We start from the raw sequence: 26,113 nt of genomic DNA, 5'->3' as shown, positions 1-26,113 counted from the left end.
TAAATGTTAGACCTGTTACCAACCGTGGTTTTGTTGATATAATCCTTTACTAAAATCAATTTGGTTTTGAGGAATTGCAAAATATTCATGTTTCCCCTTGGTGAAATGTCCATCTTTCAGGTATTCCCTCTTTGACTTTTCAATTTCAAAATAGCTATTGATATAGTCCCCGGCAATTCCCCAACGCACCAAATCATAAAAACGAATTCCCTCCATGGCCAATTCAAGCCTTCTTTCCCAGCGCAAAGCCTGACGGGCAAAATCCTGGGTCCAGTCGCAATTTTCGCCCGGTTTGTAAATGTCCATTTTGTAGTTTGAGCTTGGGGTACCGTCGTTCATTTTCAACATGGCTGTACTATTGATTGCACGTTGCCGAATCTCATTAATAATCGGCAGTGCTTCATCCTGGCGTCCCAGTTCAATTAATGCTTCAGCTTTCCATAGTAGCACGTCGGCAAAACGAATAATGTCGGTATTTTTCGAGCTTGCCATAAACGGCGGAACTTTTTGGAAACAAGCGCAATCAGGCGATTGATTTTCTTTCAGTGAGGAGAAATGCCCATAAATATGTGTTGCCCTGGCCCAGTCTTTCTGATAGATAAAATTGGGGTCGTATTTCCAGGGATGCCCCGGAATGGCAACGGTATGATCTAATCGCACATCAAAAGAATTGTCGTAAAAATCAGCGCCTTCAAGTACATCGGAGTCGTTGAAGGTAACGAACTGAGGCAAACCTTTCCCATCGGTTTTAAATGAATTAACCAGGTTCTGTGTTGGAATATGGAACCAGCAACAGCCATATTCAGGATTCATAGGATAGTTCAACATATTTCCCCAATCCAAACGTCCTTTTGGTGTTCCGTCGTCAACTGAACGTTGAATAGAAAAAACAGATTCCGTACTCCCTTCATCGTGGCTCCAAAGAAAGTTGTAGCCAAAATCGGCAAACAAAGCATACTGGCCCGAGTTTATCACTTCATCAACAAGACTTACAACCTCCTGCAATTTTGATGAATTGATACTGGTTACTGAGTTATCTTCACCTTGTTCATACGCCTGGTAAAGTTTTGTTTTTGCAAGATAAGCCTTAGCAGCAAATTTATTCGGTCTCCCTTTGTCACTTTGTGTTTCGGGGAGGTTATCGGCTGCAAATGTAAATTCGGCTGCAATTTTATTCCAAAGTTCCTGGTCAGTAAATTCACGATTCGATACCTCGCCATAAGCTTCGCCAACTACTGTTTCATCAATCCACTGAATGTATTTAAACATAGTTTTCAGAATGAAATAATGATGCGCCCTGAGAAAACGCATTTCTGCCTCACGTTCTGTTTTCTCTGGGTAATCTTCTACCGAAAGCTGGTTGATAACTTTAAGCGCTTCGTTTGCACGCCCAACACCCACATACAACCTGTACCATTTCTGGTCAACAAGAGGATTATCAGTAGTGTTGAAAGCAAAAAGTTCCATAAAATTAAATTCCCAGATATCACCGGTACCACCTCCACCTTTATAAGAATCTCCACTGGTATTGTCGGCATAAGGCCAAAGTGAATTGGGCGCTGTATAATGGTCATTGCCAAGCTCGGCATAAGCCGCAACTACCATTCCTTCTGCATTCTCGGGGGTTAAAAGCTGGTCGTTGCTGATGATGCTCTTTGGAGTCATCTCCAGAAAGGAGTCCGAACAGGAAATCAAAAATCCTGCTGCTACGATTGCTAATACTTTTATTGTTTTATTTTTCATGATAGTCCGTTTTAAAAAGTTAGATTAACACCAATTGTATAACTTGCCGGAATCGGATATGCAAATCCGGGTGATTCAGGGTCAACACCTGTAAACTGGTCGTTACCTTTCGAATCTTTTATTGTGAAAAGGTTTTGTCCTTGCAGATAAACCCGTGCTGATGACAGTTTTGCTTTATTAACCAGATCCTTAGGAAGATTATAACCGAACTGTAAATTTCTTAATTTCAGGTACGAACCGTTTTCAATGAAATAGGTTGATCCCCGGTTTTCGTTGTTGGTATCGGTCAGAGTCAACATTGGAATAGTAGAATTCATATTATTCGGTGTCCAGGCGTCCAAAGTTCTTGTTCCAAAGTTTGTTCCCTGCCAGATTGAAGTGAAATCGGTGAGGTGTTTAAATTCGTTGTAAACATCGGCACCATAAATTCCCTGAAAGAATATATTTAAATCGAAATTTTTATAGGAGAAACTGGCGTTTAATCCGTATTCAAAATCCGGGTTGGGATCTCCAAGCCAAGTCCTGTCAAGAGCGTCAACAACACCATCTGGTTCATAAACGAAATTACCATCGGCATCCAATCCTCCAATATCTTTATATCGAATACGACCAACTCCTTTGCCGGTTTGTTCAGCATGGGCATTCACTTCATCCTGGTTCTGGAATATTCCATCCGCGATATATCCAAAATGAACCAAATCAGAATGTCCGATTACAGTTTTGTTAGTTCCCGGGTCGCCAGGGTATCCGGTAAGAACTTCATCGGGCAAATAGGTTACTTCCCGTTTATACGACGATACATTCGCCGCTAAATCCATACTAAGTCCACTTGCAAAATCTTTTCTGTAACCGAATACTACTTCCCATCCTTTGTTTTCAAGCGTTGCTCCGTTTACCCATTGGTTTCCACCTTCACCTTTAACTGCGAGATAGGGAGGTTCAATTAAAATATCCTTTGTTTCCTTAAAGAAATAATCGATACTTCCGTAAATCGCTTGGTCGAAGAAACCAAAATCGATACCGAGGTTAGTTTGATTGGCTTCTTCCCATTTGAGCAATGGATTTCCCTCACGTATCTTTCTAAATCCGGAAGGCAGCGTTCCAGTATCAACTCCCATTATATCATAAGCTGTTCCAGAGTCGAAAACCCAAGTAGGGTCAACCCCATAATCCGTACGATAGATTGAATAAATGGCTTCGTTACTTATCTGCTGGTTTCCCGTAATACCCCAACCAGCTCTTAGTTTCAAGTTCGAAACAGATGAAACAGACTCCATAAAGTTTTCTTCGCTGATTCTCCATCCTAAAGAAAAGGCCGGGAAGATTCCGTACAAATTATCTTTACCAAAACGTGATGAACCATCGCGGCGAAGAGTTGCAGAAAACAAATATTTTGAATCATATACATAGTTAGCTTTCGCAAAAACAGAAAATAATGAATTACCTGCCCCACCACCTCCATTTAGTACTTTTTCAGTTCCGGCATCGAGATACATATAATCCGGATCTTCAAGAACAAAACCTTCACGGCTTGCCCAGAACCATTCATCTTCGTATTTTATGGCTTCTGTACCAGCTACTACATCGATGTTGTGTTTTTCTTTTTCGAACTTATAATTCACTGTATTGGTCCAGGTCCACGATAAATTGTGCGACTGAGAGGTGGTTGTACGGTTAATATCGCTAATCAAAAAGCCAGACACATAACTGTAATCCATTTTACGTCGGTACGTCTGGGTGTAATCCACACCATAACTGGTTCTAAAATGAAATCCTTTTATTATTTCAAGATCGGCATAAATATTCCCAAATATTCTTGCTGATTTTCCTTTGTTTTGCCTATTCTGCTCGATTAAACGTACAGGATTGTGCCTGTCTGTCATTCCCGGTGCCGGGCCACCCCAACCACCGTCAACAGAATGTACCGGAACCACGGGTTGTTGCACCAGTGCAAGATACATTACATCGCCAGTAGGAATTTCGGCATTGTATATTTTTGAAACATTTAGGTTTTCTCCCACTTTTAATTTACCATCCCAAAAATTATAATCGGAATTAATACGTGCGGTAATTTTATTCGAGTTGGTTTCTTTAATAATTCCATCGTGGTTGTAATAATTCAAAGAAATAAGTGAACTTCCCCTTTCATTTCCGTTAGAGATTGTGAGGTTATAGGACTGAATGAGTGAAGTCTGAGAAATCTCGTCGTACCAGCGCGTATCAGCCGGACGCATGGTTTGTGCCGGATCGATATATTCAGGCAATAATATCCTGTCGAGCACTGCATTGTCGCCATCCAAATGCCAGTCGTATTTATAAATACTTGAAGTTGGTGTCAATCCGTCGTTAATAGCAGCCTGCCAGTTAACATACCCTCTGCCATATGTGTCTAACACATCAAGTTTCGATGTATATTGCTGCACCGAAGCATAAGAGCTGAATTCAATTTTAGAGACACCTTCTTTCCCTTTTTTAGTAGTTATTAAAATTACACCATTGTTTGCCCGAGAACCATAAATACTGGCAGCCGATGCATCTTTTAATACCTGCATTGTTTCAATGTCATTGGGGTTAAGTTGTTCTATCCCGCCTGTTGTGGGAACTCCATCGATGATATACAAAGGGTCGTTGCTTCCGCCTCCCATAGTACTACCTCCCCTGATTCTAACAGTTGCATAAGAACCCGGATTACCGTCAGTGGTTACATAAACCCCGGCAACACGACCCTGCAATGCTTTAATAGCATTTCCTGTTGGCGTTTCTTTCACTTCATCCATTTCAACTACACTGATAGCGCCTGTTAAATCAGCTTTTTTCTGAGTTTGATAGCCAGTTACAACAATCTGTTCCAGACCAACTGCTTCTTCATGCAATTGTACATTAATCGTTGTTTGTCCGCCTATCGTAATTTCCTGAGTACGCATACCTACAAAACTGAATACAAGTGTTGCCTCTGTTGAAACTGAAAGAGTATAATCTCCGTCAACACCAGTAACAGTTCCGTTTGTTGTTCCTTTCTCAACAATAGTAACGCCGGGCAAACTTTCTCCATTAGAGTCGGTAACATTCCCGTTAACAGTAGTTTGCTGTGCAAACGACACTGTTGAAAGCAAACTCAACAGGACTATAATTATCCCTTTGCCTGCTTTTTTAAATTTGAATAGTTTCATCATAATTAGATAAGATTACTTTGTTTTAGTATAATTTGTTTCTCACTTACACTGAAATATTAGATAGTATCGAATTGATTTCTCTCATATCGTAATTCGGAGTCGCTCCCGTTTTTGTGGCTACAAAGGCGCCGGTTGCACATGCAAATGCCAAGGCTTCATCTGGGGTTTTTCCATTCATAAGCGAAGAAATTAATCCAGCCAGAAATGCGTCGCCGGCTCCAACTGTATCAACTGCGTTTACTTTGAAGCCCGGATGCTCATAAAATTCACCATCCGAATATAGCATGGCTCCATTTTCTCCTTTTGTAACACAGACCATTTGTAGATTATATTGTCTGGCAAACCATTTTACCAAGCTCTTTTCGTCGTATTTGTGTTTATTGTACCAGTTGGCAAAAACAACCAGTTCATCATCGTTAAGTTTTGCAATATTTGATTTCTTCAATAACTCTTCAACCACAAATTGCGAATCATATGGTTTTCTAAAATTGACATCAATAAGCTTTATCCCATCATAATCAATCAAATACATAATAGATTCACGAGAAATCGGATTTCGGGAAGCCAGTGTACCATAAATTAGCAGCCCGGCACTTTTTGCCCTATTCATTAGATCATCCGTTAGTCGAATACTGTCCCATGCCACTGGTTCACATATTTCGTAGGTTGCATTATTATTTTCATCAAGGTGAACAAGAACTTCACTTGTTGGTAGATATCCATCTTCCTGGATTAACGAAGTTCCTAGCCCAGATTCATTCAAAAAAGCTTTCAATTCCTTTCCTTCATTATCATTCCCTATACTGCTTGCAATGGCAACATCCATTCCGATAGCATTCAGGTGAAGTGCGACGTTCATTGGAGCCCCGCCGGGTTTTGCTCCTGAAGGCAACTTGTCCCAAAGCACTTCACCAATACACAATATTTCTTTGTTTTTAATTTTCATGATTAGTTTCTTTTGAAATTAAATTATGGGTATTATTTTCTTTTCATTTTCATTTCAAGCTGAATTTCCTCCAGCGATTTCCCCTTGGTTTCAGGAAGAACTTTCCATGCAAAAAAGAAATGGAATACCATCATGATCGCGAAAAAACCAAAGGAGACTCCGCCGCCAACTGCATTGTTTAAAACCGGAAATCCCCATATAAGCGCAGCCGCAAAAATCCAATGGGTAAAACTTCCAAGCGCTTGTCCCTGCGAACGCACTTTGTTGGGAAATATTTCTGAAATAACTACCCAAAGAACAGCTCCTTGCGAGAACGCAAAAAACGCGATAAAGCCCATCAGGTAAATCATTACCCCGTAGCCTCCCAGATCGGAGTAATTTTGGGTAAAGAAAGATTTTGAAAGCATTCCGAGAAAAAATACCATCCCAACCGATCCGGCCATTAATAAAGTACGGCGTCCGTACTTATCAATAAGAAACAGGGCTATAAAAGTAAAAAGCAGGTTGGTAGCGCCTACCGAAATAGATTGGAGTAAAGAGATATCGGTTTCGAATCCTGCCATTTCAAAAACACGCGGAGCATAAATCATTATGGCATTAATACCGGCTAATTGGTTGAAAGCAGCAATCATTATGGCAATCATCACCGGGAAACGGTTTTCTTTTACAAACAATTTACCATAACCGATAGCTTCTTCCTGCTCAACTGATTCTTTCACAATCCTGACTTCCTCTTCCGGATCCTCAGCTTTGATACGTTCAAAAGTGGACAAAGCCTCTTCATATCGTCCATGGTTAATTAACCATCTCGGACTCTCAGGAACCAGATTCAACAATAAAAAGAATGAAAGGGCAGGAATTGCCTCAATTCCAATCATCCAACGCCAGGAATCGAGATCAATGGTGCTGACCAAAAAATAATTAACTGCAAATGCCAGGAAAATAGCTATTACAACAAAAAACTGATTGAGTAACACTAATTGCCCACGTTTTTTTGCCGGTGATATTTCAGCAATGAACATGGGTGTAACCACTGAAATACAACCTAGCATTATGCCTGTTACCAATCTAAAAAATAGCAACATACCCCAGCCTATTGAAAAAGCACTTCCTAAAGCTGAAATAAAAAAGATACCTGATAAAATGATTAAAGATTTACGTCGGCCAAACTTTTCAGCTGGTTTCCCTATTATAATAGTACCAATTATAGTACCTACAATAGCTATTGCTATGGTAAAACCTAACCAAAAACTATTTAAATTATATTGCTCTTCAAGTTGTGTTGTCGTCCCCGACATCATGGCAATATCGTAGCCAAAGAGAAATCCGCCTAAAGCTATGATCAATGCGACGGTTAAAACGTTCTGTTGTTTCATTTCGATTCAGAATTATTGGTTTAAAACTCTGAACCAAAAGTAGCGGGACGCCAATTTGAAGGCATTAATGAATGTTACAAATACAAGCAATGATGTTTCAACACTTTAGCAACTAGGCCTACAAGCAACACCACTGAAACATTTTTACAAGTAAATGTAACATTAGTGTAAGAGGAATCTTATTCCATTGTTCCAATTATAAATAGCAAACAATAATTATCCTCGAATTTTGATTTAAGCATTATATTTATGCAAAATGAACGAGATTCATTTTGAAATTTTTATTATTACTCACAGCTTATCACCCTTTCTTATCAATATGAATCAAATTTTCAGACCGTTAATTTATTTATTGATAATAATGTTAACGAGTACCCAGAATAAGAGTGGGACTAGCACTCGATTTATTTGGTTTGGTAAGAACGTTAAGCAAATTTATTCTATTTTAGTCAGGCTATTCAAATATTAGGAATGAGTTTTTTTAAAACAAATATCAACAATTCTACTCCTTCTTTTCATTTCAGAATATGGATTCGCCAAAGATAAATACCTAATAGGTTTTTCTCAGTGCGCCCAACATGGAGATTGGCGACTAAACATGGAAGCTGAAATGGAGCGTGAAATAATGTTTCATGATGATTTATCCTTGATCATAAAACAGTCCTATGACGATGCCAACTTACAGGTGCAACAGATTCACGAATTGGTTGAAATGGGTATCGACTTGTTAATTGTATCTCCCTATCAAATTGATCCCGTACAACCGGTTATCGATGCGGTATTTAAAAAAAGTATACCGGTATTGGTTGATAGAAGAGAGACTATATCGAGAACATTTTGCTTTTGCTTCTAATTTTATGTAATTTTAAGGTTATAATGAAAAGTTCTTTCAATGTGAACTAAACGGTGAGCCAAAAATAATTATCTCCACTAAAAGACTGATACAAAGGCACATACAAGGTCAGGTTACAATCCTGTCATCCCGACAGATTCAAAATCTAAAAAACATCAAAAGCCTGTAAATCAGTTGATTTGCGGGCTTTCTATTTTTTACAAAGTCTAAAAACATCAATAAATTAAATCTCTATAACAAAAATTGACTTCTCATTTTTTTGATTTAATGTATTCAACTACAGCCGTATGTCCGTTTGAATTGGCAAAATCCAATGAAGATTCGCCATCAACATCGACCATGTCAAGATCGGCACCATAAGCAATAAGTATTTTTAAAACATCTAGCTGACCTTCTGCAGCTGCCATCATAGCAGCGGTCCAATTTTCTTCTTTCTCTATCAAATTCGGCTCTGCCCCAGCCTCTAATAAAGTTAAAACAGTGTTTACAAAAGGCCCCGTTGATGCATACATTAAAGCTGTTCGATTAATCTCGTCAGTAAAATTTACGCTTGCGCCCTTATTAATCAGAAGTTTTACAATCTCAGTATTTCCATTGTATGCTGCCAGCATTAATGCTGTTCTTTTATTTACATCAACAGAATTAGGATCAAATCCTTTGTCCAGAGCATTTTGTACAATTTGTGTATTTCCTTCAAGTGAGGCCTGAAAAATTAATGTTGTGTCAAAATCTGTAATTTCATATTCGGATAAACTGCGCTCAGTAGTAGATTGGACCGTCTTTGATTCATTTCTGGTCTTGGAAGCGCATGATAGAATGAAAATGCTGAAAATCAGAATTATAACTAAAATACCTGGTTTACTCATTTGTTAATTGTTTGTTATTTAAAATGTTGGATCATCCAAATGTAATACTTTATGGTGCAAAAGGAACCTTTGCAGCGCTAAGTTGCTTGGTTTGTTTTATCCACGAGTCTTTTTCGTAACCCCGGTGGGCTCATGACTTCCATAAAAAAGAGAGGCGATTCAACAATTGAGCTTTTCTACCAATTGAGTTTTCACCTCAGGAAACTGTACCGACAAATCGTTTTTTCCGACAAGTCTAACTACTTCTTTACATATATCCTGGCATAATCAACTTCATAAGTTCGGGGAAACAGAACCGTTTCAATTTTTGCTTTATCCGGATGCGGGTTTCCACCAACAGCAAGGTTAAGCCAAAAATTACACAGATTACCTTTAAACGGATACTCTCTTTTTGATGTATCAATATTCTTTGTATCTAGTGCAATTCTGGCCATGTAAACGTCATCGAGATAAATTGTTAACCACTCCCCGTCCCCGACAAGTTTCCAAACGTGGTACTTTTTCAGCCAGTCAGGGTCTGCATCAAATCCCTCTGCAGTGCCGTCGATTATATTTTGGATGTAGGAAGTAGTCGGGTTTTGGTCTTTGTTGGAAGTCCATTTTGCACCGTTTTTTCCCTTGGTTGCAAAATTAGCCATCATTCTCCCGGTATAGTACTCCATAATATCAATTTCGCCTCCATGCGGCCAGGAACCACTTCCGGTTGTCCAGAAGGCAGGCCAAACACCATAATCTTCGTCACCGCCGGTTATTAACGGAAGCTTTGCCCGGGCAATCATCATTATATTGTCATATTTCTGATGATATGCTTCTTTTGTTATAAAGCTCGACGAGGTGTAATAAGCATATTCGCGCTGTTTTCTCCAGTCGTCGCTTCCTTCAACAAAAGCCTGATTTTTAACCTTTTCCCTTTTGGCGGTAATAAGCAAACGTCCTCCGGTGCAAGTTGCATTTTCTGTCTGGTACCACTGAGCCTCATTGTTTCGTCTGAATCCGGTTTCTGCATTCCAGTATTCTTCCTTCATCGGGCCTTCATGATTAAACTCATCAGAAAAAACCAATTCATAAGCTCCAATTTTTTGTGGTGCTGTGTTAAGATCAGGCAGATAAGGATCGATTGCAGATGACTCTCTGTTCTCCGGTATTTTACTGTTGATTTGACCAAGGTTTTTAGGCGAATTTCCTTTTGTGCAGAAGAAATTCGGCCCCAAAAAAACGAATAGGGAAAGTATTATTTTAATTGTGGCAAAGCTAGGCATAAGTTATATGTTAGTTAGTTTATTCGTTAATCAGCAACCTCCTCGAAGTTATGTGTTACGCGCATCTCGTCATATTTGGTGGTAATATTAAATTCACACGCATTTTTACCATACGATCCCCACTTGAAATAGACCTGGTTACCATCGTTGGTTTTATGGTAGGCCCGTTTATTGTTATCCGATAAAGTAACCTGGTACTCTTTATAATTCGAATTCATTAAAGTTTGTTGTTCACCGTTGTACCAAAACTCAATAAAACCCACCGACTCGTCTCTCGAAAAATTAACATGAAAAACGAAAGTCACCCATTTATCCTGAGGGACGGCTTGTCTCCATATTGTTGTCTTACGGTTAGTTATTGAAGAGCCTACCGACCAGTCGGGATATCCCGGACCAAAGCAGGCAAGTGCCAGGTTGGTGCCATCGTATTCAAGTGTAAATGGATAATTTTGAGTACTGGGTTTATTTGTGCCGGCTTCGGTTTTACACTGAAATACAGCAATACCTTTATTAAGTGATGGAGAAGAAGAAATCTTCCATCTCCAACCAAAATAATATTCTCCGTTTTCCTGCGGAATAAAGCCTTTAGTTCGCGCAAACTCGGCTCTTTTTCTATTTGCAGGCTTAAATATTTCCCAGTGTTTTCCATGAATCGAATCGGTTGGAGTAGACATCGTTGGATCGGCGGTAACATTATCAACACAATATTCTCCGCTGGTATAGCCGGTAATATCGAAACGATAAAAAACATCTCTCAATCCCTGGTTGGGATCTCCATACCAAATAACCTGCGATTTTACCGGCGCAGCATATATTATTAAAAGTAGGACTGAATACGGAAAAGAAGTAATTATCTTTTTCATTGTTGTAATAGCTAAGTTTTATCTGATTATCAATTTCTTATTTTACGATTTTTCCATTTTTCATTCCTCACCTTTATCATATACATACCGCTTGAATAGGTTACTATTTTTAGTTCAAATAAGCAAAGTTCTTTAAATTGCATAAACAATGAACCAGAAAAAAACTTCAGTAAAAAAACTGATATAAAGGCACTAAACAGATCGGGTTACAATCCTGTCAATCCCGACTTAGACAAAAGTGAAAAAACACCAAAAGCCCGTAAATCAGTTGAATTTCGGACTTTTGATGTTTTATCGAAGATCTAATCTATAATCGATAGAATTCCTCCCAGCCTTTTCGTGGCGGAGTGCCAACCAGAAGATCATTTGCCATTTTGTTGTTGGTAATTTGTTTCGTTTTCCTGTCGAATGTAATTTTGGTATTGAGTCGCTGCGCCAATGTTCCCAGAACAAAAACCTGGCTGAGTGGTGCAGATACTTCAAACGGCGATCGCGTTTTCTCTTCTCCCCTGCAGGCCAAAATAAAATTTTCGAAATGATTCGAGGGACTTTCAGGTACTTTCGGTAACTGCTTCTCAACTTCTTTAGCTTTTGCCGAAGGCAGAATAGAAAGCGTGCTGCCATGCGAACCACCTTTAAAAGTGAGATCTTTACTGTAAATGATTTTACCAGGATTCAGTTTCCGTTTCTCAATTTGTCCTGTACTGGCTGCCGGGATATCCGATGCCAGTTCCGATTCGCCATAGTTCGATGGCAGTTCAGGAACATTATCAACACCGTCGTACCACGAAATGGTAAGCGCCGGCATTCCTTTACGTTTTGGAAATTTAAAATCGAGAGTAGAAGCCTGTGGATAAAACAACGGATTATGACCTTCAATTTTTACCGGATCAACCTCGTAAGGAAGTCCCAGGTCCAGGAATTCGTGAACCGTATCGATAATGTGTGCGCCCCAGTCGCCAAGTGCTCCCATACCGAAATCGTACCAGCAACGCCACTGGCCATTTATGTAATCGTGATTGTACTCATGAAACTGTGCCGTCCCCAACCAGGTATCCCAGGCAAGTGTTTCAGGCACAGGCTCTCCTTTAGGGAATGAGGTCATGCTTGTATCCCAGCCGTGCCAGCGACGGGCACTGTTCATGTGCGCCACTACTTTGGTAACATCTTTTATGATGCCGTTTTCAACCCAGCTTTTAAATTGAAAATAATTGCCTTCAGAATGTCCCTGGTTGCCCATTTGAGTAACTACTTTGTATTTTTTTGCAGCTGCCATTAGCAATTCCGACTCCTGGAAGGTGCGCGTTAATGGTTTCTCCACATATACGCCCTTCCCCATCGACATGGCGAGTATTGCAATCGGAAAGTGCGAAAAATCGGGTGTTCCAACCACTACGGCATCGATTGATTTGTCCATTTTATCGAACATCACCCTGAAATCCTGAAATTGTTGTGCATCGGGGTGAGCTTCAATCGAACGCGTTGTGTGCGGGGCTCCCATGTCGGTATCGCACATGGCCACATTATTTACCATTCCGGTCTGCATAATCTGACCAAGAATCTGACCTCCGCGGTTTCCAATACCGCAAAATGCCACATTTACTTTATCGCTGGGCATTACCCTGCCTGGTTTTCCAAATACAACATGCGATGGAAGTATGGTTACTGCACCTACTCCCAGAACGGAGTTCCGAATAAAATTTCTTCTGCTATTTTTCATAGTTTATTGATTTAGTTGTTTATATAATACTAATAGGTTCGATTTTATCCAACATTAACTTTTCTTGAGCACATAAATTTAGAAAAAGTATCCAATTGAACAACATAAATGGAATCTAACAAATATTAGTTCCACCAAACAGCAACCCCAACAATATCCGGTTTATTTTACGGCATGAATTCAACCTTCCACAAGCCGCGGAACTCATTCAGTTTATAACCGACAGCCAAATCATTTGGATACAGTGTCATCAGCTTTTCTTTAGTAGCAGCAGTAATATCAGTTTCCGGATTTCCGTGGCATTTTAAACAAGCCGGCATAGCAGTGTTAATTCGTTTGTAATAAACAAAATTATTTTTCCCCACCAGCAGAGTATCACTTTGATTATTTGTCGAAAAGGCACGCCAAATATCTTCATCAATCTTATCTTTTAATTCATTCTCCGGATTTCTGTTTTTTTCTGAAACCCGCGAAATTGTACAGTTGTAAACCTGGTTTAAACTATCTACAATATTTCCGGCTTTCAGATTACAGAACTCAACGGCATATTCAGGACCGCCCTGTTGAATGGCACTACCTACCTTAGCCAGCAAAGTTCCCTGTGCTAAATTTGTAACTTCATTCCCTCTGGTCTGAAACTTAGTATACGTCTCTTTATCAATCCCTTGCTTACATGTTGAAAGACTTAAAACGAGCATTCCCGCAAATAATAATTTTCTGTACATAACTATCATATGTTTATTTTCACAAAAAGATAAAAAAAATACTGGGTTAAATCATTATCTGATAGTCTATTAATATTCGAAGGAAAGATTCTCTTCTTTCACTAATTTTCATAAATTTATCCTGATTCAACCAAAAATTAACAACTGTAATCCGTATGAAAAAACAACATTTCAACCTGCTAAGGGGAGTATTTTCACTTTTTGTTCTGGTAATAATTTTATCAGCCTGCAGCACCAATAACTGGCCAAATTTCCGTGGACCTAATGATAGCATGGTTATTAGCGCCGGAGAATTACCAACTGAATGGAACGACAGTACCCATGTAAAATGGACACAAAGTTTGAACGGCGAAAGCTGGTCGTCACCCATCGTTTATGGCGATAAAGTATTTTATTCTTCAGCAATTCTGCTTAAAAAAGCACCTGAGAAACCCAAATCGGAAGACCCGACCCAACAGGATGCCGATAAAAATAGCTTGCCCGAAGACATTTACCGCTGGCAACTTACCTGCCTCGATGTTAAAACCGGAAATGAACTCTGGAATGTGGTTTCCTACGAAGGAACACCAAGAATTAAAAAACATTCGGGGAGCACTTATGCCTGTGAAACACCCGTAACTGACGGAAAACATGTGTGGGTTTACTACGGCATGCATGGCGTTTATTGTTACGATTTAAACGGTAGTTTAGTATGGAAACAAGATCCCGGAGCCTATCCAACGCTGAACGACTGGGGAACCGGCTCATCACCGGCACTATACAACAATACCTTGTACGTACTTGTGGATAACGAAAAAAGCTCATTTCTGATAGCTTACGACGCATTAACCGGGGATGAAAAATGGAAAGTAAGCCGCGATGAAAAAACAACATACAGTACTCCGGTAATCTGGGAGAACAATGTGCGAAGTGAATTAGTTACGCTTGGATCAAAGGCGCGTTCGTATAACCCGGAAACGGGTGAAGTGCTTTGGGAGCTCGAATTTAATATAGGAAGAGCTGTTGCATCACCTGTTTTCGACAAAGAAAAAATTTACGTCGGTCTCTCAGGTGGTCCGCGTGATGTTGGTCCGTTGCACGCAGTAAAAGCCGGTGCCAGCGGACAATTATCTCCGGCTTTCGGTAACAGCAACGAATTTGTGGCCTGGTCGGATACACTTGCAGGTTTGGGTAATCCATCGCCTGTACTTTACAATGGACTCATTTACCTTGTTTCCGATCGTGGTGGAGATGTAATATGCATCGATGCTTCTACGGGAGAACATTTGTACAAGGAAAAGGCCGGCAAAGCAGCAGCATGCTGGTCAACACCCTGGATATACAAGGATCAGCTTTATTTCTACGATGAAAAGGGAGTGACTCAAATTGTTCAAACCGGATCGGAATTTAAAGTACTGGGCAGTAACTTACTCAACGATAAATTCTGGGCGTCGGTTGCCGTTGCCGGTAGTGATTACATTTTTAAAGGAGTGGAAAAGATCTACTGTATCGGAAAGTAAAATTGCACCTCATGTAACAATATAAAGGCCGGAATAATCCGGCCTTTTTTTATCATTTTATTCGGGAACTACTGATTTGCGTATCGGCGGTTGACCATACTTCAGCTAATTGCTGATTGATCTCTGCAACCTTGTCGGCTGCTCCAAGCTTGTTGTATGCTAATTTCATTCCGTGTAAAGCCCAGCCATTTCGGGGCAAATGTTTCAAATCTTCCTGATATGTTTCAATCGCTTCCTCGTATTTCTGAGCTTCAAGTTGCACAGCCCCCAAATGGTGCCGCACCGAAAAGAACCAATCCGGTGGTTCGTTGTAATTCAAGGCATCTTCAATTTTAATTGCTGCCTCCAATAACTGAATCGACTGATTATAATCTTTTTCACTGGCGAGAATCTCAGCTGTCAGCACATTTTGGGCAATCCGTACCAAATCATAGGTTGAATTGATATCCCAAATGGTCAGATCCTTTAAACTTTCGTCGCGGGCCAGTATTTCCAGTTTTTCGAGCTCCTTATGTGCATTAGTAATATCGTCCTTACCCAAAAACGCCATTCCCCGCGCATAAGCCCGAACTGCCGCAGGATAAGTCAAAGAAGGCACTTCATCTGGGTGATCCAGAATTTTATCCCATTTACCAAATTTCACATATACATAGTATGGAATGGCATAAAAATGCTGCAGAGTCCCCCATCCGGGCTCCTGCATTAATTGAATGCTGATTTGATCCGACATTTTCTCGGAAGCCAGAATTCCCCAGAAACTATTGCCTTCAAGTGTTGCGGTAGCCGCCAGAAAGTGATAATTATGCGGATAATAAGTTAATGGATAAACTCCCTGAGCATGGCAGCTTGTGGTGTACAAACTATCGCTTTCAACAGCACGAATATTGGCCAATGTACCTTTGTGATAATCGCCGGTACGAATATAAATATGTGATGGCATATGCACGAGGTGACCTGCACCTGAAACCAGTCCGTCGTCGTATACTTTTGCCGATTGCAGTCCCCGATCAGGTGAATCGGAGGCTTCAACTGCATGGATATAAAAGTGATGGGCACCGGGATGATCGGGATTTTTTGATATCACATTTTCCAGCGTTTCCACGATTTCTGCGGTCCATGGTTTGGCCGTTCCGTCAAATTCATATAAATCCCAGGGATGCAGATTCATTAACGATTCCGAATAAATGGTACCGATATCAGGATCATCCGGATAAGTTTCGTATACCGTTTTCATGGCTTCAGCATACGTCGCATCCAATTCGGATCTATTTCTTGGTACTGTTTGTGAATATCGTTTCGCAGTGGCCTGAATCAGATCCCTTTCCTTAGGCGTAGCATTTTCGGCTAATAAAATTGCTTTCTGAATGGCGTCAAACGCAATTGGATAATTCTTGCTTTCCATACCCGCATTATAATTGGGCCCCAGAACGTAGGCATAGCCCCAATAAGCCATTGCACACTCTGGATCGAGAGTTGCAGCGTAATAAAAAGAACGCGCGGCTTCGGCGTGATTAAAGCCGTAAGTCAATACCAATCCCTGATTGAAATATGTTTGTGCCAGTTCATTTTTTGTACTGACGGGAAAAGAATAGTCGCCCAGGTTGTTGAACAACGGAGCCTTTTTGCCTGACTTGTACCAGTCATCATCTGAAAATACAGGTAATGAACCACAAGTTACGGTAGTATAACTCAGTTGTTGTTTCTCCTTATTACCCATGCTACAACTTCCCAAAGAAAATAGCAAAACAATGAGAGTGTAATTTAAAAGTGTTCTCATTTCATCATATATTTAATCCGTTCTGTTTGATTAAGAGTTTTCATTTTGCTAATCACACACAAAATAATCATCTGAGCAATTAAGGTTTAATGTTCTGATTGACTTTGAAGAAATTATCAGGATCATATTTTCTTTTGATCTGAACCAGTCGCTCATAATTTTCGCCGTAACTCGCTTTAATTCGCTCCTGTCCTTCATCCATAATAAAATTAAGGTAAACACCTCCCGATGAATAAGGATGAAGAGCTTCCCAGTAATCTTTTGCCCATTTGGTAATTTTACCGGCGTTGGCAGGATTGGGATCGATGCCAACAAATACACCGGCATATTTCGCGTTGCGATAAACCCACGGAGTGTCATTTTTACCAACGCGGCCCGCAGCACCACTGATGGGATAGAGATGCATTTGCGAGAGTGGAGTTGGAATTTCGGAGCCAAACTTTTTATGAAGAGCCGCAGCTTCCTTTGGAATATCGTTAAAAAAGTCGGCTTTCCAGTACCATTGCATGCCAGGAGGCATTAGTCCATCGAATAAGCTTTGTAAAGAAGGATACGGCATTGCACCAACATGTTCAAATATTGGATTTTTGGCCCTGATAGGCTTGAAAACTTCTTCTGCATTATTTAAATCACCGGTATAGCACCAAACAGCAGCACAAAATTTCTTATTGTGCAAATGAGGAGGAAACGGCGGGCCTGGTATTTCCAGTGTGGCTACAAAACCATTCAAATCTTCATTGGCACTGTGAATAAATCCATCAAACCATTCCATTATTTCTTCGGTTCTCTCATTAGGCCAAAAAGTTGGACCACCATAAATTGTTTTTACCGGATGAGCCTGAAATTTAAATGAGGTAACAACTCCGAAATTACCGCCACCACCGCGGATCGCCCAAAATAGGTCGGTATTCTGATTTTCATTTACGGTAACAAAACTGCCATCTGCCAAAACCATATCAGCCTCCTGTAAATTGTCGATCGTTAATCCATATTTGCGGGAAAGATACCCCACCCCTCCGCCGAGCGTTAAGCCTCCAACACCTGTACTCGAGACCATTCCCCCGGGAACTGCTAATCCAAACGCGTGGGTCGCATGGTCCAGTTCATTTAGGGTATTTCCTCCACCTACAAAAACCGTATTATCGGCTGTATTAACTTTGACAAATTTGATTCCCGAAAGATCTATTACCATACCATCGTTACAAGAACCAAGTCCTCCGGCATTGTGGCCACCTCCACGAACTGCTGTTAAAAGGTTATTAGCCCGTCCGAAGTTTACCGAATAAATAACATCAGCAACATCTACACATTTTACGATCAACCCTGGCTTTTTATCGATCATACCGTTGTATACCGCGCGAACTTCGTTATAACCGGGGTCTACAGGCGTTAATAACTCACCTTTTAATCCACTCTTGAATTCCTCAAGTTTAGTCACATCCAGTTCGGATAGTTCTCCCGAATTCAGGCACACCTTTAATTTTTCCATTTCTTTACTTTTTTTAGTTAGCTATTATTAAGATTCAATAACTGCAAAAGAAATTGTCTCGATTCTTTCGCACATAACGGATTAAGAAAATGGACTCTGGATCTTTTTCAAATGCTTATCATATACAACTAATTGAAATTTAGGGAGTCTATTCAAGTTAAGAACTATATTTAAGACGAACAAGTATTTTATCCTAATATTACTTAATACCAATATTTTAGACATAAAAAAAGGAGGCTTCTGCCTCCTTCAATTGATAATAAATTATCTAAATTTTGTTTATTTTCGAATTAACTCGCCATTACAGCTTCCACCTCTTTCAGGATGGCGCGTTTTGTTTTAATGCCAACAATTCTTCCTGCTTCTTTTCCATTTTTGAGAATCAGCAAAGTAGGAATATTCATCACCTTGAATTGTTTAGCCAACTGCTGGTTGTGATCGACATTTACTTTTGCAACCTTGAATTCATTTTGCGTATCGGCAATTTCATTCAATGTTGGAGCAATAATTTTGCAGGGGCCACACCAGGCTGCCCAGAAATCGACCAGCACCACTCCCCTTTTGGTGACTGCAGTAAAATTCTTTTTGTTTAAAACTTTGATGTTTTTGCTGTTTTCAACCGGCTTGGCATTTTTTGTTTTGAAATAAGTGAACGTAATCATTCCAACCAGGGCCAGCACAACAGCTAAAATAACAATGAGTGTAACAGACATAACTTATACTTCTTTTATTTTAATTTCCGAAGTCAGTTCGATGGCTTTTTTATACAAAGCACTGACTCCACAATATCTTTCTTCCGACAAAGAAACAGCTTTTTGAAGTTTTTCCAATGGCAGGTCCTTCCCTGTGAATTCATAGATAACATTCATTTTATAAAACTGTTTAGGATGTTCGTCGGTAAGGTCGCCTTCAACCACCACATTAAATCCATCGAGTTCTACCCGCATTTTCTTAAGGATGGAAACCACGTCCATTCCGGTACACCCTGCCAGTGCGGTCAGCATCAATGGTTTTGGGCGTGGACCACGGTCTTCGCCTCCAACTCCGTCGGCGGCATCCAATACAATTTTATGACCATTAACATCGGCTTCAAATGCCATATTCTCTAACCAATCTACTTTTACCTGTTGTTTCGACATGTATTTTTTTTTGATAAAATTTCTTTTTGCGCTGCAAAGATAGAATTACTGCAAACAATACTTAATTACGCAGGTAGTCTGAAGCACTTAAAGCAGCGATTGTACCATCGGCTACAGCAGTTGTAACCTGACGGTAGCGTTTGTTGATGCAGTCGCCGGCAGCAAAAACGCCTTTAACACTGGTTCTCATATCGGCATCCACAACAATTTCATTGTGATTATTCAATTCAATTACCTCTTTTAAATCTTCGGTATTGGGTTGATAACCGATAAAAATAAAGGTACCGTCGGTTGTTAATTCCGATCGGTTTCCTGTGGGCAAGTGTTCTATTGAAACCTTCTGAAGTGATCCGTTACCATAAAAGCCACGCAGCTCCGATTCCATTACAAATTCGATTTTTGGATTTTTCTCGGCCTCTTCTACCGCATGTTTGAACGCCTGAAATTGATCGAACTGATGAACAATAGTAACCTTTGTGGCGAAATTTGTAAGTGCAACTGCTTCTTCCAAAGCTGAATTTCCACCGCCTACTACCACCACTTCTTTTCCGGTAAAGAAATCACCGTCGCAGGTTGCGCAGTACGAAATTCCTTTTCCTTTAAATTGATCTTCGCCCTCGATATTCAACGATCGTGGCCTTCCTCCGGGAGTAAGAATAACCGACCTTCCCTGAAACGTGCGGCCGTCTTCCAGTTCAATGGTTTTAATATCGCCATCAAGATCGTACTTTGCAATTTTAACGTTCGACTTGATTTTACAACCAAAACTTTTGGCCTGCATTTTCATGTTATTGGCCAGCATGTATCCTTTGGTTGTTGGCACACCCGGATAGTTGGCAATTTCCTCTGTCAACACCATTTGGCCGCCAACAGCTCCTTCATTCAAAATTAAAGTGGAAAGTTTTGCCCGTGATGCATAGATTCCGGCTGTTAATCCGGCAGCCCCTGCACCTACAATTATGGTATCGAAAACTTCGTTCATCTTTCTGGAATTTCTTTTAAAAAGGGCCACCCCCGGCGAACCGGGGATGACTGTATCTTGAATGGTTTTTATTATGCACCAAATCGCTCGTCGAGGATGTCGGTTACCTGCTGCATATTCTGAATGCTGCTGGTAGCATGTGCAACCTCACCGTTTTTGTAATACATGGTAAATGGTAAGCCCATAAAACCACGACATTCGGGTGCATTTCGAATTACGGCTGCTTCAGGATTATCAAATCCCATTACCGCAAATTTTACATTGGTACGCTCTTCCTCCAGTTCTTCCATAACATCGTAAACCGGCAGACACATTGGGCCCATGCGGCCACAGCATACCATTACATTTTCGTTTTCGTTGATGAATTTTTCCAATTCTGCTGCAGTTTCAATCTCGTGCAGTGCGGTACTCAATAATTTCATGATAAATTGTATTAGAATGTTATTTATTAAACTGTTATTTCCTGAATGATTTTTTCATCCGATTCCAGATTTCCATGCAGATAGTCTGCTATCAGGTTTTCGGGTGTATCCTGGTGAATACCAACAAACAGATTGATCTTTTGAGAAGCAAATAAGCGAATGATCTCTTTTTTGATCTTGTATACGATCACATCGGTTATCCCCCGTTCTCCAAGCCATTGCGGAAGTTGGTCAACCGCATCAACCGTTGGTATTTCCACCGACGACTTCCTGACTTCTCCGTCTTCGATCTCGAAAATTTCGTAGAAATTACATCCTCCGAAATATTCGCTTAAAGTGTTATCCAATATTGGTATGGCTACCCGTCTCATTTTTTGTTTTATTTACGTTTACAAAGATAGATTGAGCCCTTGACCTGTGCCAGAAATTGATGCTGTAAGGTGGTAGCCGGCCGAATGAACTTTCGCAGCTTTTTTCCTGTCAAATAACAGAATTGATTTTTAAAGCCTGATATTTGAGCGGAAATGATAAATTTGCAGTTATACAAAAATGGATAATCCGGAACCATATAACGATTGCCGCCTGGAACATTTTACCGATCTCGACGAACACAAAACAAGAGTTGAGTATTTAAAAGGCGAGAATATTTTTAAACAGGGAGCTTTTGCGCCATACGTGATCTATGTGGTGAAGGGCCTGGTAAAAGTTTACCTGCAAACCGGTTTCGATAAACAGATTAACATTGCAATCGCCAAACCCGGCGATTTTCTGGCCTTCGCTTCCATTTTTGGAGAGAACGTGCATACCTATTCAACACAGGCGCTTACAACTGCCGAGATCTGCATGATAGAAAAAGAAAGCCTTAAGAAAATACTGCTCGATCAGCCTGAATTTGCCTTGCAGATTACCTCTAAAAATTACCGACAGGAAAAACATTTGCTCGAGATTATCAAAAATGTTTCATACAAACAAATGCGCGGTAAACTGGCTTCTGCACTGCTTTATCTTTCGCAGGAAGATTTCCTGAAGGAAGATATTTTTAGTTACCTCACCCGCCAGGATCTGGCTGATTTTGCCTCTATTTCTACCGAAAGTGCCATCAAGTTTTTGAAAGAGTTCGAGAAAGAAGGCATGATCGCACTAAACGGCAAGAATATAGAAATTACTGACGCGAAGTTGCTTGTTGGTATCAGCAAAAATGGGTGATCGTGCTACTTTCTGAAGCCATACAACAACAACTCGAAAATGAGTGCCGCTTTTCGGCAACCCGAAGCAGTGGCCCGGGCGGACAGAACCTGAACAAAGTGAACACGCGTGTGGAATTACGTTTCTCAATACCCGATTCTGAAGTTTTTTCAGAGGATGAAAAAAGCACTTTACTTCAAAAACTGAAAAACAGGATAAATGCCGAGGGTGAACTGATATTAGCATCCGATGCCGAACGCAGTCAGTTTCGGAACCGAATGAAAGTTACCGCCTTATTTTTCGATTTACTGGAAAAAGCGCTTACCAAACAAAAACCTCGAAAGAAAACAGCTCCAACACGTGCGTCGCGCTTAAAACGCATGGAAACAAAAAAAATACTTTCGCTAAAAAAGAATTTAAGACGTCGACCAGATTTGTAGTCTTTCCAATTGATTACCGAACCTGATTGGACAATTCTTCTGCCGGAATTTTATAAATTTTCCATCCCTCGGGATAAGGCCTGGTCATAAAATATACAGTTTCGTTCTCGTAAAAAAGATAATAGTCTCTATCCCAGTAGCCGGGAGGAGAAGTTAATTTAGTTACAGCCCGCGTTTGCAAATCATAGCTGACAAATTCACCTAAAATAGTATATCCTTTTCCAATAATGTAAGCACGGTTATTTAAAACAACAGCACTCCCCCCTCTGTACACATGCATGGGTGCGCTACCCAGGTCGGACCAGGTATCAGACACGGGATTATATTCCCAGAACTCGTTATATTCTGTTGAATTTATAATTGACTTTTTAAAACCTACATAACCGCGACCTGATGTGTTGAAATAGAAAGGATCCTCTAACTCGTAATGTGTGGTAGGCAAAGTAGACTTCTTTTCCCATGTATTTGTCGCTTCATCATATTTGTATAAGGCATCGATATTTCCGGCGTAGCCAACATTATCGAAAACAAATGAATACGTCGTGGCAATATAATCCTCCCTAACCGGATAATCGGCAACCCGCGACCACTTGTTGTTCGAAATAGAATAGCAGTAACTGATTTTTTGCGAATTCCACCCGCTAACCAGGAAATAAATATTATCGGCTGTTGAAAAGGCAGTTAAAACCTGAACAGAATTAAACAAATCGGTATTTGATATTTGTACCCATTCTTCGGTATCCTGATTAAATTTCTTTAGCGAAGATTTTAGCTGATCCTGGTATAGCAAATAGTGTTCTCCTGCGCTTTCAACAAAGGTACAGGCACCGTTTAACATGGAATAATTTTTATCCAGTTTAATCCAGGGATCGCTAAAAACAAATGCATTGGGAATTTCGGCAACCTGCCCTCCCAAATAAACCGACAATTTTGGGGACGCACTTATTTCTGCATTCTGTGGAACCGTTACCTTTAAAATGTTTCCTTTTTTTTCGAAAAATTCGCTGGGTTTGTTATCAAAAGCTACGGCATAATATCCGGCAAGTTGTTCAGGCAGATTCTCCACAACTACGCTTACCGTATCTCCTCTCTTAATTTGTTTAGGATAGTAATCGATTATTGATATTTCGGGAATTGAAAAACTAACAGTCCCCTCCGAAATGCTGTACCAGTACTCCAAATCAATGGTGTATTCTCCGGCATCCAGATTCCATGGAAGGGCCAAAGTAGCTTCATTTGAACTTATGGATTGAAAGGTTCCGATACTTGGAGACATACCGTAAAAGAAACGTTCACCCTTTAAGGTAATAATCTGCCCTGCATAAGCGACATCGGGCGTAATAGACGTAATAACGGGCATATTCAATTTTATTTGCCGACCCGATTGAATAGTGTAGGAATAAAAGCTGGCGGTAATTGTTGATGATGTAAATATGTCAGGAATCCGAAGCTGTACTAAACTGTCAGTTTTTAAAACCTCCTGTAATTGATATTCGCCAAGTTTGAAATTAGTCAAATAGTTCAGGTAGCTTCCGGTAACTGTAAGGATTGTATCGATCCATGCGATTTCGGGAGTTACCGATACAATTTTGGGCAATACAATTTCGATCTTCTGCCCCAGGTCAATTTGTTTTTCGAAGACCATAACACTTAAATCCTGAGTTCCTGTGGAAATATCTGTTGGTATTTTAAACTGGGCAATGGAATCAGGACGATACTGAACAGAGACTGATCTTTGATTGATTATAACATTTTTAACCGCGTCCAAACCTTTCCCTTTTATATAAATTGTGCCGCCTGGGAGTACTTGTTTCGGATATATCTCTTCGATCAGCGGATCTGCTATCTTAAAGGTTTTCGAAAAAAACGAACTCTTCCCTGCAACTTCAACCCGGATTTTACTTTCATATGAAGTTAAAGTGTTGGGAACGATCACAGTCAAAATTGTATCATTCGAAGTTTCTGGATATACAAAAGCATTGTTGAAATATATTTTATTCATTCCCTTTAAATCAGAAAAATACTTTCCTCTAATCGTAAGCGTATCGCCAATAGAAGCTACTGCCGGGGTAAAACTCTCCAGTTCAGGAGCTTTCCCTCCGAGGCTTACAAATGATCTCTCCTCTCCATACACAACGTATGACGAAGTAACAACATAAGCTTTATAAGTATATGTTTCTCCAATTTGCAGGTTTCGTTCGATCTTAGTACCGAAAATATTAGTGCCTGGAATGGTTGCCCCCAACGAAATACGAATTTCATTGGATTCGCCCAAACCGTTAATATTATAAACAAAACCATAATCGGTAATTGCTGAAGACCAATCACCATCAACCAATCCCGTTACGGATACTCCATCCTCTTCGATTATTATATCAGGCGAAGTAAGAACTGAAGGAAATTCCCTGGATTCTTCTTTTTGGCATCCGGCAAGAAGTAATATTAAACCAATTAACAGGAAATATAATTTTTTCATGATTGCTAAAATTTATAAAAAACGGATAACCAAAGTGACTGCCCGACACCGAACTCATTCGCTTCCTCTGAATTTGTGCCCAATGGAAATTTAGCTCCCAACCCTACTAAAATTGACTCATTCAGTTTTGGAACCCCAATAATTAGCCGATCGAATTGGGAAATAAGATAATTCTGATTTAAGGAAGCGGGCCTAACTGCTGTGTTGACAATATTCCCACGTTCTTGTTCAATCCTGACTTCCGTATCAGAAGCAAATAACCTGGCATATTCAACGCCGGCTTCAAACATTACGGTAAGCTTCGCATTATCGACAACATAAAAATCAATGGCCCCAACAATGCCGGCAGAATACAGGGTATTTTTGAAATCAGCATAAGCGTTTCCATTTACCAGCGTAGTTTTGGCATACTCGTCGAAAAATACGACATTGAGTGTTACTCCTGTAGAAAGTCCTAACTTTTTTGACCAGTCTGGAAACAAAAATGTTTTGTTGAAAGCAAGCCCCAGCGATTGCCCGTCAAAGGAATATTTATTTAGGTCAGCAAGGTAAAATCCTTGTGTAGTACCAAGATTAGCTTCCACAAAATTTGATGACGACACAGTTAAATAACTGTTGTAATCAAAATAAGGGAGATTGTTCTTTTTATGATAGATAATCAATGGTTCTACCAACGATTTGGCAGAATAATCCAGCGACCTGTAATTGTAATCTATCTTTGAAAAAAACAACATGGTCATTATTCCGCTATACTTATTGCGATTGTTTTTGTCATCGGGAGCAGGTAAATGGAACACTTCAGTTGCTGTAACAATATAATATTCCGACCTATATTCCAACAGGCTGTACTCGCCTTCAAAAATACATTTGGCCCACACATTATTGCCCAAAGAATCCAACTTAACAGAAACGTACTTCCATTGCCCCGGAACGAATACTTCGTTGGCATTCGGAGCTGTTAATGAATTCATTTGAACATCATGCAGACGCCTAAAATTAACAGTATATTCCTGATGTTTCTTCTTAACACTAAGTATAACATTTGTGGTATCGTTGCCTGCCACAATGTATCCCTTAGGTTGAGCATAAATTGTTTTTGCTAAAACGATCAGGAATAAAATAACGATAAAAGATTTCATGATATGTGTAAAGGTTCAATAATTTTTGGATGGCGAATGTA

22 protein-coding genes are annotated in these 26,113 nt (G+C 40.1%); 4 read left to right on the top strand and 18 right to left on the bottom strand.

Annotation, left to right across the window (positions count from 1 at the left end):
• Positions 1 to 15 precede the first annotated feature (15 nt).
• From HFD85_RS07270 to HFD85_RS07255, 4 genes are read right to left on the bottom strand one after another with little or no spacing between them, the layout of a single operon-like run.
• Positions 16 to 1,743 carry a RagB/SusD family nutrient uptake outer membrane protein gene (locus HFD85_RS07270; protein WP_167607036.1) on the bottom strand — a complete coding sequence of 576 codons (1,728 nt, stop codon included), beginning with the start codon at positions 1,741 to 1,743 and terminating at the stop codon, positions 16 to 18.
• 11 nt (positions 1,744 to 1,754) lie between these two features.
• Entirely contained in the window at positions 1,755 to 4,916 is a 3,162-nt protein-coding gene (locus HFD85_RS07265; protein ID WP_167607033.1) for a SusC/RagA family TonB-linked outer membrane protein, read from the bottom strand.
• Positions 4,917 to 4,959: 43 nt separating this feature from the next.
• Positions 4,960 to 5,862 carry a carbohydrate kinase family protein gene (locus tag HFD85_RS07260; RefSeq protein ID WP_167607030.1) on the bottom strand — a complete coding sequence of 301 codons (903 nt, stop codon included), beginning with the start codon at positions 5,860 to 5,862 and terminating at the stop codon, positions 4,960 to 4,962.
• A gap of 32 nt (positions 5,863 to 5,894) precedes the next feature.
• A complete protein-coding gene (locus HFD85_RS07255) occupies positions 5,895 to 7,238 on the bottom strand; it encodes a sugar porter family MFS transporter (RefSeq protein WP_167607027.1) in 1,344 nt (447 codons plus the stop codon).
• 598 nt (positions 7,239 to 7,836) lie between these two features.
• Here HFD85_RS07255 and HFD85_RS07250 point away from each other — a divergent pair.
• Complete coding sequence (locus HFD85_RS07250) at positions 7,837 to 8,091, top strand: type 1 periplasmic-binding domain-containing protein (RefSeq protein WP_167607024.1); 255 nt, start codon at positions 7,837 to 7,839, stop codon at positions 8,089 to 8,091.
• 251 nt (positions 8,092 to 8,342) lie between these two features.
• On the opposite strand, the gene HFD85_RS07245 is transcribed toward HFD85_RS07250, so the two are convergent.
• The 5 genes from HFD85_RS07245 to HFD85_RS07225 all read right to left on the bottom strand — a co-directional run bounded on the left by HFD85_RS07245 (position 8,343) and on the right by HFD85_RS07225 (position 13,524).
• Positions 8,343 to 8,957: an ankyrin repeat domain-containing protein gene (locus HFD85_RS07245; protein WP_167607021.1), complete on the bottom strand. Its 615-nt coding sequence runs from the start codon at positions 8,955 to 8,957 to the stop codon at positions 8,343 to 8,345.
• Between the two features lie 239 nt (positions 8,958 to 9,196).
• Positions 9,197 to 10,216: a glycoside hydrolase family 16 protein gene (locus tag HFD85_RS07240; protein ID WP_167607018.1), complete on the bottom strand. Its 1,020-nt coding sequence runs from the start codon at positions 10,214 to 10,216 to the stop codon at positions 9,197 to 9,199.
• Between the two features lie 26 nt (positions 10,217 to 10,242).
• Positions 10,243 to 11,079, bottom strand: a complete 837-nt coding sequence (locus HFD85_RS07235) for a heparin lyase I family protein (RefSeq protein ID WP_167607015.1) — start codon at positions 11,077 to 11,079, stop codon at positions 10,243 to 10,245.
• Between the two features lie 307 nt (positions 11,080 to 11,386).
• Positions 11,387 to 12,799 carry a Gfo/Idh/MocA family oxidoreductase gene (locus HFD85_RS07230; protein ID WP_167607011.1) on the bottom strand — a complete coding sequence of 471 codons (1,413 nt, stop codon included), beginning with the start codon at positions 12,797 to 12,799 and terminating at the stop codon, positions 11,387 to 11,389.
• Between the two features lie 167 nt (positions 12,800 to 12,966).
• Positions 12,967 to 13,524, bottom strand: coding sequence for a Tll0287-like domain-containing protein (locus tag HFD85_RS07225; RefSeq protein WP_167607008.1), 558 nt, complete (start codon positions 13,522 to 13,524; stop codon positions 12,967 to 12,969).
• Between the two features lie 155 nt (positions 13,525 to 13,679).
• Between HFD85_RS07225 and HFD85_RS07220 the strand changes: the two genes are divergently transcribed.
• Positions 13,680 to 15,023, top strand: a complete 1,344-nt coding sequence (locus tag HFD85_RS07220; RefSeq protein WP_167607005.1) for a PQQ-binding-like beta-propeller repeat protein — start codon at positions 13,680 to 13,682, stop codon at positions 15,021 to 15,023.
• Positions 15,024 to 15,075: 52 nt separating this feature from the next.
• On the opposite strand, the gene HFD85_RS07215 is transcribed toward HFD85_RS07220, so the two are convergent.
• The 7 genes from HFD85_RS07215 to HFD85_RS07185 all read right to left on the bottom strand — a co-directional run bounded on the left by HFD85_RS07215 (position 15,076) and on the right by HFD85_RS07185 (position 21,203).
• Complete coding sequence (locus tag HFD85_RS07215; protein WP_206081901.1) at positions 15,076 to 16,800, bottom strand: tetratricopeptide repeat protein; 1,725 nt, start codon at positions 16,798 to 16,800, stop codon at positions 15,076 to 15,078.
• Between the two features lie 79 nt (positions 16,801 to 16,879).
• On the bottom strand, positions 16,880 to 18,289 hold the full coding sequence (locus HFD85_RS07210; protein WP_167607002.1) for an FAD-binding oxidoreductase: 1,410 nt from the start codon (positions 18,287 to 18,289) through the stop codon (positions 16,880 to 16,882).
• 290 nt (positions 18,290 to 18,579) lie between these two features.
• Entirely contained in the window at positions 18,580 to 19,002 is a 423-nt protein-coding gene (trxA, locus tag HFD85_RS07205) for a thioredoxin (protein ID WP_206081900.1), read from the bottom strand.
• A 3-nt stretch (positions 19,003 to 19,005) separates the two neighbouring features.
• Positions 19,006 to 19,428, bottom strand: a complete 423-nt coding sequence (locus HFD85_RS07200; RefSeq protein WP_167606999.1) for an OsmC family protein — start codon at positions 19,426 to 19,428, stop codon at positions 19,006 to 19,008.
• A gap of 61 nt (positions 19,429 to 19,489) precedes the next feature.
• A complete protein-coding gene (trxB, locus tag HFD85_RS07195) occupies positions 19,490 to 20,410 on the bottom strand; it encodes a thioredoxin-disulfide reductase (protein ID WP_167606996.1) in 921 nt (306 codons plus the stop codon).
• A 71-nt stretch (positions 20,411 to 20,481) separates the two neighbouring features.
• Positions 20,482 to 20,832, bottom strand: a complete 351-nt coding sequence (locus tag HFD85_RS07190; RefSeq protein WP_167606993.1) for a thioredoxin family protein — start codon at positions 20,830 to 20,832, stop codon at positions 20,482 to 20,484.
• 26 nt (positions 20,833 to 20,858) lie between these two features.
• Positions 20,859 to 21,203 (bottom strand): NifB/NifX family molybdenum-iron cluster-binding protein, encoded by a 345-nt coding sequence (locus HFD85_RS07185; RefSeq protein WP_167606989.1) that lies wholly within the window; start codon positions 21,201 to 21,203, stop codon positions 20,859 to 20,861.
• Between the two features lie 178 nt (positions 21,204 to 21,381).
• Here HFD85_RS07185 and HFD85_RS07180 point away from each other — a divergent pair, with 178 nt between their 5' ends.
• Positions 21,382 to 22,038, top strand: coding sequence for a Crp/Fnr family transcriptional regulator (locus HFD85_RS07180; RefSeq protein ID WP_167606986.1), 657 nt, complete (start codon positions 21,382 to 21,384; stop codon positions 22,036 to 22,038).
• 2 nt (positions 22,039 to 22,040) lie between these two features.
• Positions 22,041 to 22,457, top strand: a complete 417-nt coding sequence (arfB, locus tag HFD85_RS07175) for an alternative ribosome rescue aminoacyl-tRNA hydrolase ArfB (protein ID WP_206081899.1) — start codon at positions 22,041 to 22,043, stop codon at positions 22,455 to 22,457.
• 13 nt (positions 22,458 to 22,470) lie between these two features.
• On the opposite strand, the gene HFD85_RS07170 is transcribed toward arfB, so the two are convergent.
• On the bottom strand, positions 22,471 to 24,933 hold the full coding sequence (locus HFD85_RS07170; RefSeq protein WP_167606983.1) for an IPT/TIG domain-containing protein: 2,463 nt from the start codon (positions 24,931 to 24,933) through the stop codon (positions 22,471 to 22,473).
• A 5-nt stretch (positions 24,934 to 24,938) separates the two neighbouring features.
• Positions 24,939 to 26,072: a hypothetical protein gene (locus tag HFD85_RS07165; RefSeq protein ID WP_167606980.1), complete on the bottom strand. Its 1,134-nt coding sequence runs from the start codon at positions 26,070 to 26,072 to the stop codon at positions 24,939 to 24,941.
• Positions 26,073 to 26,113: the final 41 nt, after the last annotated feature.

Source organism: Maribellus sediminis (genome assembly GCF_011799805.1).
Lineage (GTDB): Bacteria > Bacteroidota > Bacteroidia > Bacteroidales > Prolixibacteraceae > Draconibacterium > Draconibacterium sediminis_A.
This window is presented reverse-complemented; position numbering and strand designations above follow the sequence as displayed.